The organism is Cupriavidus sp. C1SS-2L, from assembly GCF_057073735.1.
Map to the genome: position 1 here is coordinate 962865 of NZ_CP172709.1, position 13446 is coordinate 976310.

At 62.2% G+C, this 13446-nt stretch carries 9 protein-coding genes; 4 read left to right on the forward strand and 5 right to left on the reverse strand.

Annotation, left to right across the window (positions count from 1 at the left end):
- Positions 1–52: 52 nt before the first annotated feature.
- The gene (locus ACIGJG_RS22140) at positions 53–3184 is read right to left on the reverse strand and encodes a PAS domain-containing hybrid sensor histidine kinase/response regulator (protein ID WP_220629985.1); all 3132 of its coding nucleotides are present in this window, start codon (positions 3182–3184) and stop codon (positions 53–55) included.
- A 557-nt stretch (positions 3185–3741) separates the two neighbouring features.
- On the opposite strand from ACIGJG_RS22140, the gene ACIGJG_RS22145 reads away from it, so the two are divergent.
- On the forward strand, positions 3742–5325 hold the full coding sequence (locus ACIGJG_RS22145) for a phage integrase family protein (RefSeq protein WP_483673929.1): 1584 nt from the start codon (positions 3742–3744) through the stop codon (positions 5323–5325).
- 79 nt (positions 5326–5404) lie between these two features.
- On the opposite strand, the gene ACIGJG_RS22150 is transcribed toward ACIGJG_RS22145, so the two are convergent.
- Together ACIGJG_RS22150 and ACIGJG_RS22155 are read right to left on the reverse strand one after the other, a co-directional pair.
- Complete coding sequence (locus tag ACIGJG_RS22150) at positions 5405–6415, reverse strand: ParB/RepB/Spo0J family partition protein (protein ID WP_011301452.1); 1011 nt, start codon at positions 6413–6415, stop codon at positions 5405–5407.
- A gap of 3 nt (positions 6416–6418) precedes the next feature.
- On the reverse strand, positions 6419–7078 hold the full coding sequence (locus ACIGJG_RS22155) for an AAA family ATPase (RefSeq protein ID WP_011301451.1): 660 nt from the start codon (positions 7076–7078) through the stop codon (positions 6419–6421).
- Positions 7079–7468: 390 nt separating this feature from the next.
- Between ACIGJG_RS22155 and ACIGJG_RS22160 the strand changes: the two genes are divergently transcribed.
- Positions 7469–7672, forward strand: coding sequence for a cold-shock protein (locus ACIGJG_RS22160; protein WP_006159056.1), 204 nt, complete (start codon positions 7469–7471; stop codon positions 7670–7672).
- Positions 7673–7765: 93 nt separating this feature from the next.
- Here the strand turns inward: ACIGJG_RS22160 and ACIGJG_RS22165 are convergent, their stop codons facing one another.
- Positions 7766–8860 (reverse strand): replication protein RepA, encoded by a 1095-nt coding sequence (locus ACIGJG_RS22165; protein ID WP_011301450.1) that lies wholly within the window; start codon positions 8858–8860, stop codon positions 7766–7768.
- A gap of 1543 nt (positions 8861–10403) precedes the next feature.
- Positions 10404–10607 (reverse strand): cold-shock protein, encoded by a 204-nt coding sequence (locus ACIGJG_RS22170; protein ID WP_035875195.1) that lies wholly within the window; start codon positions 10605–10607, stop codon positions 10404–10406.
- Between the two features lie 415 nt (positions 10608–11022).
- Between ACIGJG_RS22170 and ACIGJG_RS22175 the strand changes: the two genes are divergently transcribed.
- Both ACIGJG_RS22175 and ACIGJG_RS22180 read left to right on the forward strand, forming a co-directional pair.
- Positions 11023–12384, forward strand: coding sequence for an NCS2 family permease (locus ACIGJG_RS22175; RefSeq protein ID WP_011301448.1), 1362 nt, complete (start codon positions 11023–11025; stop codon positions 12382–12384).
- Positions 12385–12922: 538 nt separating this feature from the next.
- Entirely contained in the window at positions 12923–13384 is a 462-nt protein-coding gene (locus ACIGJG_RS22180) for a hypothetical protein (protein WP_011301447.1), read from the forward strand.
- The last annotated feature ends 62 nt before the right edge of the window (positions 13385–13446 follow it).

Genomic DNA, 13446 nt, shown 5'->3' on the forward strand with positions numbered 1-13446 from the left:
CAACGCGATGCCGCGAGTGTCTTGCGGCATGCATGCAAGGGGGAGAGTAGAACTACTCAGCGGCGCAGGACTGCGTCGGCGTCGGCGCGTCGACGAACTTCAGCGCGGTCGACAGCGACGACAGCAGCGATTCAAATTGGTCCATGAACGCGGATAGCAGCGCTTCGTCGGGCCGGTCGTCGAGGAGCTGGCGCTCCAGCGTGCGAAGCATCGGGGCGAGTTCCACCGCGCCGAGCGTGGCCAGGATCGCGTGCATATTGTGCGCAAGCAGGCTCGCATCGCGGTAGCGCGCTTCGGATACGGCCTGATGCAACTGCCGGTGGAAGTCCATTCGCTCGGCAAGAATGCGCTGCACGAGCCCGACGTAGATCTCGCGGCGTCCCTGCAGCCGTTCGAGTGCCGGCCCGACATCGAGCGCCGGGATCGCGCGCAGCGATACGATGCACGGAACTTTCGCGACGGCTTGCGCTGGCGTGCTCATGATCGCCGCGGCGCTTTGCAATGACTGTGCATCGCCGCCCACAAGCCGCGCCATGACCTGGTAGAGCTTCCGGGGCTCGATCGGCTTCGACACGTAGTCATCCATGCCGGCCGCCAGGCAGCGCTGCCGGTCATCTTCCAGCGCACTGGCCGTCAATGCCACGACCGGCATCGAGGCGTGCCGCGGATCGCGGCGGATGCGCTGCGTGGTTTCGAGCCCGTCCAGCATGGGCATCTGGACGTCCATCAGTACCAGATCAAAGCGCCCTTGTGCGAGCAGGCCCAGCGCATGCTGGCCGTTGTTCGCTTGCGTGACCTGCATGCCGGCCTGCGTCAGCAGCGCCTGCGCGACTTCCTGGTTGATCAGGTTGTCCTCCACCAGCAGCACCGTGCGTCCGCGCAGGGCGTGCGGTGTCGCGGTGCGTGCAGCGCCAGGCAGATCGTCGTGCACGTGTTCTGCCGAAGACTGGACGGCGTCCTGTTTTGGCGTGACGGCCGGCAGGCGTGCAGCGCGGCCTTGCCATGCGGGCGGTTTCGAAACGCCAAGACCGATCTCGAGCGTAAATAAGCTGCCCACACCTGCTTGGCTCTGCACGGTGATGCGACCACCCATCAACTCGGCAAGTCGTTTGCTGATCGCCAGGCCAAGGCCCGTTCCCTCGAAGCGCCGCGCGGCCGAACTGTCGGCCTGGTGGAACGGGCTGAACAATACGAGCAAGGCATCTTCGGCAATGCCGATTCCCGTGTCGCTGACCTCGAAGCGCACGGCCACGGTGTCGTCATCGGCATTGCATGCGCGCACCCGCAAGCGGATCTCGCCGGCATCGGTGAACTTGAGCGCATTGCCAAGCAGGTTGATCAGGATCTGCCCGATGCGCTGGGAGTCCCCGATGACATGGAGCGGCAGCGCGGGATCGACCTCCATCTGCAAGACCAGGCCTTTCTTGCGGACCTGCTCGCGGAACAGGGACAAGACATGGTCCAGCAGGCGCGCAAGCGGGAAGCTCGCGGCATCGACTGCCAGCATGCCTGCCTCCATCTTCGAGAAATCGAGGATGTCATTGACGATACGCTGCAGGTGCTGGCAAGACTCCTCGATGCGCGCGAGGTATTGCCCCTGCCTGCCGCTGTCCGGCTCGCCGATCGCGAGATGGGTCATGCCGCTGATGCCATTCAGCGGGGTCCGGATCTCGTGGCTCATGTTCGCCAGGAACTGCGACTTGGCCCGCGCCGCCGCTTCCGCCGACTCGCGCGCCTCCATCAGTTCGCGCGTGCGCTCGGCCACTTTCCATTCGAGCGTGCTCGCCAGGTTTTCCAGCGCCTGGCGCGTCCGTTCCTGTTCGGAGATGTCGGTCACCACGGTGCCGACGCCCATGATGACTGCGTCATGGCGGCTGCGGACCGGAAACCTCGCGACGCGGTAGACCCGTTGCCCGTGCGCGCGCACATTCAGCGTATGCTCGTCCACGTGCGTTTGGCCTGTGCGCAGCACGTCGGCATGGCCGCGCTCGCAGATGCCTGCGACGCGCCGGTCGGGCAAGGCCGTCCACGCGTTCCTACCCAGCAGGTCATGGAGGGGAAGGCCGGCGAATTCGCAGTAGATATCATTAGCCATATCGACCCTGCCGCCTGGGCTCATGTAGGCGAGGCCCGCCGGCACGTTCTTGCGAAAGGCCTGCCAGCGCTCCGCGTTCTGGCGCATTTCCCGGCGGCTGCGCCAGTGCAAGGCGGTCAGCGCAAGGATCAGGCAAATGGCGAGCGCGGTCAGCGCGATGATTGCCTGGCGCGCCAGATGGAACGAGCGGTACGCTTCATCGGTGTCGAGTTCGACAATGACACCCATTGCGGTGTCGGGAAACCAATGGCCCACGCCGATGACGCGGCGGCCGCGATAGTCGAGGTAGTGATCGAATACGCGCGTCTCGCCGTCCCTGGCATCGATCAGCGCAGCAGCCAATTCGGTCAGTTGTCCGTTACCGTCGGCAGGCACCGATGGCCCGCCACCGCGCGGCCGGGTCGGGACTTGCGCCCACAGGCCGAAGGGCGCTGATACCCATGGCTTCGCCGATGGCTGCAATGCTCTGTCGCCAGGCAGCCCGGGCGACAGCAGGCGCCCTGCGGCGTCGATGACATAGGCCTTGCCGCTCTTGCCAGACCAGCCCACGCGCAGGATCTCGAACAGCCGATCCTGGGGGTCCGTACGCAGGCAAAGGAAGGCGATTGGCGCCTCCGGCGTGCCGATGCGGGCACAGACCTGCTGGAACAAGGTGCCCGGGGGCTGTTCGCCCTCGGCAGTCAGGATCGGCATGGGCGACCGGTTCGGCCGTGTCGCCGCGTAATCAGCGTGCTGTGCGCGAGCCAGCGCTTCGATCACCACCGCGGTCGATACCGGCCTGCCGACATAGGCGCGGCTGCTGGCAGCGACAATCACGCGCTGCGGCGAGATCAGGCTATAGCCCTCGAAGCCGCGGCTGCGGAAGACGGGCGTGATCCACGCCTCATACTCGGCGCGCAGGGCCTGGTCGCCCGGCGCGGCGGCAATGCGGCGAGCGAGGTCGATCTGGTACGGGTTCTCGATGATCGTCCGCAGCCGTGTCTCACCGTCCTCCCTCAGCATCCCGATCATGCGCGTGACGGCATGCAGCGCGGCCTGCCGTTCGGCCTTCACGCGAGCACGCTCCTGCGAATGCAGCGTCTCAAGCACATGGGCGCTCAAAAGAAGAATGAGTGCAATCGCGGCGCAAGTCATGCCCATCGTCTTTCGGACATCAGCAGCAGGAATTTTCCCGGCACGCTGCCAGAGTCGCCCGAGGCCTTGCCTGACCTGGCCGGGCGTGAAAGAGAATGAGTTCACGGTAGATGGAACGTGGGTGCGGTGGTGCCGGCGGGGCCGAAACTGGGAGCGCGTGCGACTGGCGTAGATAGTCCATTTCGCGCCCGCCAACGTCGCGCGCCGCGGTGCATTATCCGAACCGCGCCGCGTCGGGGGAATCCGGCATTGCCCGGCATAGGACTCCGCGATGAATTGCGCCAGAACCCGCAGGGTTCCTACGAAGAAATGGGTACGCTCTGGCGGACTTCAGCAACCGGGGTGGTGATTTGTGCGCCCGCCGCACCGTGCGGAGACTCACTGGCACTTGCGGAAGTGTGGTGATTCGCACAAAAATAATTTACATTAACTTTGGTGCGGCAAAAGTGGCCTGCTCGGAATCCACTTTGGATAAAGTTGTTATAGTTCAGTCACTTACATGAGATCGGGCAATGAGTGAAGACGGCGGCGCATCGGGTGCCACCAAGCTGACGCGGACGGAATTCGCAGTCGTGCGCGCGTACGCGCAGGGCATGAGGCCGGTCGATATCGCAAACCGGTACCTCACCGATCCGGACGACGATGACGTGCTGACCGAGCACCAGGCGATCACCCGGATCCTTAGTCTGCGCGACCGACTGGTCCAGTTTGCGTTGCAGCACGACCGGCCCGAGATCGCCGAGATGTTCGAGGCGCTGCGCGGGCGCTCCGACGTCGGCATGACCCGCCGCGTTGACGCGCTTTCCTCTCTAGAGGGTCTTGGCCAGGGGCGTCCGTCGTCGGGACATGAGGTAGGGCTATGGTTCGGCCCGAGCCTGGCCCGGCGCCTGACCTCAGCCGGCATCCACAAGATTTCAGATCTGGCCGACCTGGCTAATGCTCGAGGCAGCAGCTGGTGGCGCGCCGTTCCTCGCATTGGCCCGAAGTCGGCGGAGGTCATTACACGGTGGTTGATCCAACAGCGAGCCGCACAAAAAGATAATAATAAGGCACTTATAGCGCCGTATATCGTCGCACCGTCGGACGTCTCGCGACGTCCTTCCCTGGTCCCCCTTGCACTGGGCCTGGGCATGACGCATCCCGTACCGCTTGAACTTATGTTGCCGCATAGCGACGCGGGGCCAAACGCTGAGCGATCGGATCTGGAACTCGTTCGGCAATGGCTGGACGCCAGGCCCCGATCGCCCCATACCCGAAACAGCTATCGCAAGGAGGCGGAGCGGCTGCTGCTTTGGCTGGCCCAGGAACGACTGCAACTGAGAAATATGACGACGCAAGCGCTGCAACGCTATGCGGCTTTCCTGCGCGCACCGGAGCCGGCGTCGTTCTGGTGCGGCCCCGCAAGCCCGCGCGACCGGGTTCACTGGCGCCCATTCGAGGGGCCGCTCGGCGCAAGCTCGCAGGTTGCAGCGCTGCGCGTGGTGCATGCCATGCTCAAGGCACTGTCCCGCGCCGGACGGATAGGCGATGTCCGCGGGATGCTCGATGCGTCCGTTGCGCGGGCCGACGTGGTGGTGTCCGAGGCACCAGAAGCATCCGACGCAGCAAACGCTCCAGACGCGCTGAAGCGAAATGACATTGATGAATTCTTCGATTGGCTGAGGTCGCAACAAGACGCGAAGTGGCAGGCAGCGCTTGCAGCCGGCCTGCTGGTGCGCGATGGCTTCAGGCTAAGCCACCTTGCCAGCGTGACATGCGGCGCTTTGCGAATGGATGGAGACGGGGCCCGTCTGGATGAGGATGGTGCGCCATCGGTCGCTGCCGTGGTTGCTGCCGACACCCTCGCAGCGCTTCGGAAGCATTGGGTACGGCGAGGATTTGAAGGCAACCCGCCTGCTAGCGCGGCGCTCCTTGGGCCGCTCGAATTTCCGCGCACCCGTCGTGGCCTCGCGAAGCGCCTGGCAGGCAGTGCTGCCGGGTATGGGGCCAGCGGTCTCGATCAGTTGTTGCGAACAGCGTGGAAGACTTTCGCGACAGCGAAGGCACGCGAATTGCCGGCATTCACGCCGAGACAGATCCGTACTGCGACAGCATGAAGCCCCTGCGGGCCGGCAGGGAGGAGAAGGTCATTCCCCTCCCCGCGTTACACGGTCTTCGCCTCAGCTGCGCACTACGTCAGAGCAGCGTCTTGTCGAGGCCAAAGCGCGCCTTGAGCGCCTCCACCAGCGCCTCGCGCGCGCTGCGGTCGCTAAGCTGAACATCCAGCATCACCCGCCCGGAATCCCATTCCTTGATCGTGCCGAGCAACTGACCAGCATCTGTACGAATCTTGTACTGGCGGCTGATCTCCTTGACCTTGCGCGACTTGCCTTCCTGCGCCTGCTTGCGGATTGACTCGACTTCACGGCTGGACAACCCATCCGTCATGATGCGCGTCGCAAGTTCACGCGTGCGATCCTCACCCGCCAGCTTGAAGTACAGCGTCAGTTCATAACCCGCAGCGATGCCGATCGCGTTCGGCCGTTCCCGCATGACAGCCAGAACCGACTCGGGAAGGCGCAACAATGCGAGAGTCTTGTTTACCGTGCCGGCGGAGATACCGGTCAACTCGCAGATGTCCTCCTCCTTCTGCACCTTGCCTTCATCGAGCAACTGGCGCCAGGCGATCGCGTTGTCGAGCGCGGACTGATCCGACCGCTGCTCGTTGAGCATGAACGACAGCCGGTAGAAGTCGAGGTCGCTAAGATCATTTTCGACAAAGCATTCCATCTCGAGCTTGCCGGCAGATGCCAGGGCGCGCTTTCGATAGTGGCCGTCGATCAGGATGTAGTGGCCCGGCCGGGATGGATCCGGCGCGGCAAGGCCTGGCGTCTTCTGTCCGTGGGTGGCAATCGATGCGGCCCGCTCCTGCACGACGGCAGGATCGTAGATGCGGCGGGCATTTAGCGGATTGTCATGCAGGTGGGTCAGGAGAATCCGGACCAGCGCACGGGAGTTCTCGGTTTCCGCGCTTTCAGCGCTGAAAGCCGTCGGTGGCTCCGGCTGGCGCGCCTGCAGCAGGCCGTTCGGATGCTGGGAGATCGCCGCCTCGGCGCGCGCGAATCGATCGAGGGAATCGCTGCGATTCTTCTCGGCCGCCATGCCGGCCAGCATGCCCGCCTTCAGGCTCTTCAGTTTTGTAGCCATGCCTTAATGCTCAATCAAAGACAACACTTCATCAACCATCATGTCGACCTCCTGAACCGCTTCGCGAGCGCCGGCGACGCCGTGGACGGTACATCCGATTGCCTGGCATTCGCGGAATGCCGAGCGCGACCCGATCATCGAGTTCAATAGCGGTACCTCGCCGTCGTCGCCAAGGATTTCGATGGCCTGCCGCGCGATCGACACGCGTCGCTGAACCATATTCGCCATCACGCGGATCAGGAGCGTTTCGTTCTGGACTTGTGCATGCTGGGCCAGCGTCTTCGCCGCCACGGCTGCCCACAAATCGGGGGGCGACGGTACCACGGGAATGATCGCCAGATCCGAAATCAGCAGTGCGCTCGACGGCGCCGCGGAATGGACCGCAGGCGGGCAATCCACAACGATGTAGTCGTAGTCCTGCACGAACTTGCGGACTTCCCGATGCATGGCACCGCCCGACGGCGCCAGGCCAATAACGGAGGCGGGAAAAGGGCGTTCATCACTAGCCTGTGCCGCCCATCGCGTCGCAGTGCCCTGTTCGTCCATGTCGACCAGCATCGAACGGGCGCCACGCAGACCGAGCGTCCCGGCCAGATGCATGCTCACCGTAGTCTTGCCGCACCCGCCCTTCTGGTTGAAGACCGTGATGATTTTTGCTGCCACAAGGACCTCTCTTTCAGCGCTGAAAGCGCAGTTAACTTTAGGCGCAACTTTAGCCAAAACGACGTGACGTATCAACCCAGTTCGTAAATTTTATAAAATATATAAACATCCCTTGCGCTTTCACTGCAAGAGCGCTTTTTGCGGCCGCTTTGGCAAAAAGCCCAAAGCTTGATATTTCTGCTTGAAATGCGTCAGACAATCCGCCTAAAGTATCTGTAGTGCGCTCTACGGCGCACATGACACGCCAGCACAATCTGGTTATGATGCGCCCTACAGTCGAGTCAAGTCGTGCCAACCTCGTCGGCTTCCGTTCGGTATCTACGAGAACTCAACGTGCTTGAACGGTTGTTTACGTGGTGTAAGAGAACTTGCTTCGAAAAGGAAATTCCTATGGCAACCGGTACGGTCAAGTGGTTTAACGAGACTAAGGGCTTTGGCTTCATCACCCCGGACGACGGCGGTGCGGATCTGTTCGCGCACTTCTCCGAAATCCAGGGTTCGGGCTTCAAGACGCTGAAGGACGGCCAACGCGTGACCTTCGAGGTCAAGCAAGGTCCGAAGGGCCTGCAGGCATCGGCGATCAAGCCCGCCTGATCTTGCGGCAGCCACGCAGTTGATGCGCGGCTGTCGTTTGAAAGCAAAAAAGGCAAGCTGCGTGCTTGCCTTTTTTGTTGACCCTGGCAGGTATCAGCCGAGCTTGCGGACGCTGGTCCTCGACGGTTGCAGGATCAGGGCCTTTGACGAGTCCGCGTCGACCTTGGCACCCGGATACACCACGAGCACATCCTTCAGCGCCTTGCGGAACAACGCGCGAAACTTGCGTTCGCTCTCGGTCTCGGTGCCGAACTGCATTTGCAGGGCCTCCCAGGGGATCTCCGTACGCCGCTGGATCGTAAAGAACCGGTACGTCAGCCAAGAGTAGACGTCCAGCGCGAACGGCGACTGCTTGAGCGCCTTCAGTGCGCGCATATCGACCGGCACGGGTCGGTTGACCAGCTCGTTGAAGAAGGGTTCGGACAACACCACAAAGCTCTCGAACATGGAGCCCTGCCCGGGCTGCATGGGATCCCACCACGTCGACAGTTGATCAGCCAGCAGGTAACCAACGCGATCGATCGACAGCGGTTCGTGGTTGCTGGTCTGATTCTGGCTCGGCATCGACTTGTTCTGCACGATCGCAATCGTGGCCGAGAACAGCCGGATCATCTGCTGGCGTACCAGCGTCATGGTCCCGCGCTTGCCGCCAGTGGCCATCGGAATGCCGAGGTTGTACATGAACTCCGACAGGGAATTGCCCAGCGAGATGCGGCGGTCCTCAACCGTGCCGGTGAATTCGCCCCGCTTCTTCTTGGCCATGATCTCCTTGCCGATCCAAGCAAGCATCAGGCGAGGATAGGAGCCATAGGGGTAACCGAGCGACACGGTTTCCGACACAAGTTTCTGCCGGCCATTGCTGGCGCGCTCCGACCGCTGCTGCGTGAAGTAGCCAGGCTGGATCATCAGCGAGATGTTGCCGCTCGTACGCGTCCACACCGGCGGCGCGCCCTTGGGCGCGCGATAGGGCAACGTCACCTGGACACTGGCCCGGCTCAGGAAACCGACTTCGCCGCTTTGCCAGGCGTCTTCGCGCTCCATGGCCTGCGCCTCGTCGAACAGGCGTTGGAATTTTTCGGACGGAACCAGGTTGTTCTCGTTGCCGGGAACAATGATGCGGGATGGCTCGCCGTCCATATCCAGGACGGAGCGATCCCCCGCGGCGACCGGGGAGCGTTTGATGGGCATATTGGCGTGCTTCGGATTACCCGCCTTTGTACGCGAAGCCGTAAACCTTGTCACGCAGAAACGGGTACGTATACGTTCCGTTACGTTTCCTGTGGCGTTTCCCTGTATGCCAATTGGGTTGAGGTGCCGTGTTTACCTGGCTGGCAGAAGGCTGGCATGTCGGTGGGCAACCCGGGAGGGTTGTCCACGGAACGCCAGACCTTGGCTACAAGTAAACGATACCGATACGGGTTAACTACTTGTAAACCGTATACGGAGGGGTCAGCGCCTTGATTTCAAAAGAGATTTGTCCCGCCCGCGAACCCGAATCTGCGGAGGAACGTACTCGATTCTGCGAAGCCCCGAACCCGAATCTGCGCAAGGACGAACCTGTTTCAGCGGGTGGCCTGAACCGGTTTCTGCGTGGATAACTTCTTGTTCACACAGGCTTTTCCACAGCTGGAGCGTCCATTTGCGTACCCAATTCTGCGGCGATGTGCCGTTTTGATCGCCAGGAGGCGTAAACGCGCTCGCCGGCCGGAGTTATCCCCGCAGAAATAGGTACGTTCCGCGGTATACGCCTTGCCTGTTAACGCTTTGGCGTACCTGTTTCTGCGAAAGATCGATCCAAAGCGTACCTGATTCTGCGCTGCGGCGGTTTACACAGCTGTGCGCTCGTTGTCGTACCCATTTCTGCGGCGTACCTGATTCTGCGACGCGCCGGCCCAGGCAGATCCTCAAGTTCGGCGTACCCATTTCTGCGTGTTTAACAGATGCGCAATGGCGAAGTGCGTACCCGTTTCTGCGAGTCGTCTCACGTTCGCGCCGCAGCCAAACAATAACACTTTCCATTATACACATGCCTTTCCACAAAAGCTAGCGCTCACATTTATACGTATACGTGCGTTTGGCGGCACAGGCTGCGAGTACCCGTTTCTGCGCACGTTTGCGTACTGAGTCTTCGGTGAGCGACAGGCGCAAGGGTTGGCTCTGCTCGGTGCGTACCCATTTCTGCGTACTCGGACCAATCCAAACGCCAGGGGACCGCGTACCCGTTTCTGCGAACTGGTCCCAAGGGGGCTCGCAGCGGAAAATTCTTGCGCTGCAACAACACCCGTACCCATTTCTGCGCAGGAAAAATGCGGCACGGCAACAGAAAGAGGGGCTATCTACGCGTCGTGGCAATCACGACGGGGCACGAAAAAAAATTTCTCGCCGTACCCGTTTCTGCGGGCGTGGAATCAGGGGCCGGACAGGCGTTTCCGGTTTGCGTACCTGTTTCTGCGGGCCTGAATCGGAGCGAGCGTACCCATTTCTGCGTGCTGCGCTGCGGAAGGTATGCGGCCGGACTCCCCAGGGACGGGGATTGCGTACCCGTTTCTGCGTGCCGGAGGCCGGCACTTACGGATTCGGTAGGAAGAGGGGGAGACCGTCCTCCGGCCTTACTGGAGGGATGTGGCAGTGAAGGCGCGACAGCGGCAGTCGCGACCCCAACAGGCGTAAAAAAACCCGCCTCAGTGGGCGGGTTCCTTGTCGTAGCGCGCCAGGCGCGCCGCGCGCTCGCTTACAGCGGGGTGATGTTCGCGGCTTGCAGACCCTTCGGGCCGTTCTTGACTTCGAACGACACGCGCTGGTTCTCTTGCAGCGACTTGAAGCCTTCCGAGCGGATTTCGGAGAAGTGGGCGAAGAGGTCGTCACCACCTGCGTCCGGCTTGATGAAGCCGAAGCCCTTGGCGTCGTTGAACCATTTGACGATACCGGTTTGCATGATTTGCTTTCCAGAAAAAATAAAAAAAGCGAATGGCGAAACCGCCATCCTACATAGAACTCAAGGAAAGGACACCATGGACAACCGAAGTACCAGACGGTGGCTAACGAATGAACTGTTGCCTCGTCGCTTGAATCTAGGCCGATTTATACGGGGGTTCGATGCCACCGTCAAGCTGGGAGTGATCCCGGGGTGGGGCGGACATCACTTTTCGGCGCTGTGCGATCATCACGCCTTTTGCATGTCGTTCATGCGTCGGCCCCGCCACCTGCGTCACGATTCTGTACCAGCGTACGCTTGCCGCAACATGGGCGCGGTATACCCATGCCCATGCGGCGGCCAGGATGTCCCGGCCATATCGGCCATTGCGTCCGGCGCACCGATGCACCAACGATAGACAGTCAGGAGACCATTCATGTCGATACCGGAACCCGCCTCCACGCCACCGGGCGGCCCAGCCGCCGGCCAACCCGCGCCGTCGCTGCTTGAGCGCCTCTTCGGGCTGTCGGAACACCAGACGGATGTCCGCACCGAAGTCCTTGCCGGGATGACGACCTTCCTTACGATGGCGTACATCATCTTCGTAAACCCGTCCATCCTGGGCGATGCCGGCATGCCGAAGGACGCGGTTTTCGTGGCCACTTGCGTGGCTGCGGCGATCGGTACGCTGATCATGGGCTTCTATGCCAACTATCCGATCGCAATGGCCCCCGGCATGGGCCTGAATGCTTACTTTGCGTACACCGTGGTGAAGGGCATGGGCTTCGCGTGGCAGGCCGCGCTCGGCGCGGTGTTCATCTCCGGCTGCCTGTTCCTGCTGGTCACGCTGTTCCGCGTCCGCGAGATGATCGTCAACGGCATTCCGCATTCGATTCGCGTGGCGATCACCGCGGGCATCGGCCTGTTCCTCGCGATCGTGGCGCTCAAGAACGCGGGCATCGTCACGGCGAGCCCCGCTACGCTGGTGACCATCGGCGACCTCCACCAGCCGTCCGCGGTGCTGGCGATCGTCGGCTTCTTCGTCATCGTTTCGCTGGACCAGCTCAAGGTGAAGGGGGCAATCCTGATCGGCATCCTGCTGACCACGGTGCTGAGTTTCTTCTTTGCAGGAAATACGTTCCACGGTGTGTTGTCGGCACCGCCGTCGATCAGCCCGACGCTGTTCAAGCTCGATATCTCGGCTGCGTTGTCGATCGGCATCGTCAACGTAGTGCTGGTCTTCTTCCTGGTGGAACTGTTCGATGCTACCGGCACGCTGATGGGCGTGGCCAACCGCGCTGGGTTGCTCAAGGCCGGCCGCATGGACCGCCTCAACAAGGCGCTGATGGCGGACAGCACGGCGATCATGGCGGGCTCGTTCCTGGGCACGTCGTCGACCACTGCCTATATCGAAAGCGCATCGGGCGTGCAGGCAGGCGGACGCACGGGGCTCACCGCCGTGACGGTCGCGGTCCTGTTTCTGGCGTGCCTGTTCATCGCGCCGCTCGCGGGCACGGTGCCGGCCTACGCGACCGCGCCCGCATTGCTCTATGTGTCCTGCCTGATGCTGCGCGAACTGCTCGACATCGACTGGAACGACGTCACTGAAGTCGTGCCAGCCGTGCTGACCGCGCTCGGCATGCCTTTCACCTATTCCGTCGCCAATGGTGTCGCATTCGGCTTCATCAGCTACGCCGTGCTGAAGCTGATGACCGGCCGTGCGCGCAATGTCCCGGTGATGGTGTGGATCATCGCTGCGGTGTTCGTCTTCAAGTTCTACTACCTGCCAGGCCACTGAGCGGTGGGGGTCGAGGCGGGTCCGCGCCGCCTCAGTCTGCGTGCCGAGAACCCTCAAGGCGTACCCGTTTCTGCGTGACCGGCCGTGGCAAGGCGTACCCGTTTCTGCGAGCATCGGGCGCGCTGGCGCATGACCGCAGAAGCATGCCATGCCGATGGATGAGAACGGTGAGGCGCTTGCCGCAGGCTTCATCCCAATGGATGAGTGCGGCATGAGTTTGGTCGGACATCCCCCACTCGGGGCTGGACAAACCGCCGCAAATGCACTGAACTATAGGCGTGGCAAAGAGAGGGCGCATGAAAGCGCCCTTTCTTGACTCCGGTTCATCGGGAAAGGCGCCATAGAGCGCACTGAAGCAGCTTCGGCAAGTCCGCCTGCCGTGGGACACGTCCGACAAGACCGTTTTTCAATACGGCATCGCCACCACGAAGACAGAGCGCGCGGACACACGTGCGCCAAGCAAAAAACAATTTAAAGACAGAAAAGTGGTAAACGCGAACGTGTAGTGCCGGGGGTGTTGTACAACGGGGATCAGATCATGACCGCAGGAGAAATCCGGCGAACCGCCATCGGGCCCATCAGCGAGTCCGCCAGTCGTTCCATGCATCGCACCTGGGCTGCACTGGGAGAAGCCGCGGGTGAGTCAGCCACCCGCAGGATCCGCCACGACGGTGCGGCGGTGTCGGGCGTGACCGCGTTGCTCCAGGACGGCGAGCTGTCGGCGGGCGCGCGCGAGGCGATCGAGAACTTGCTGCGGCGCCATCGGCTGCTCGAGGCCGAACTGGTGCGCCAGCGTGAGCTGCTGCAGGAATGGATCCTGAGCCAGCAGACCTACAAGGCTCTCTACTATCAGTATTCCGGACAGACGCCCGAGGCTCCGCGCGTTGAACTGATGCGCGAGCGCGATGCCGTGCGGCGGCGTCTCCAGGAAGAATTGCATCTTGGCAGCGATCCGCTTGCTGTCATGGATGAACCAGCACGCAGTCAGTCCAGTTCGTGACACCGACGTCAAACCCGCGGCGGCAACGGCCGGGAGGGCCGGAACCGATGCGCCGGGAAACC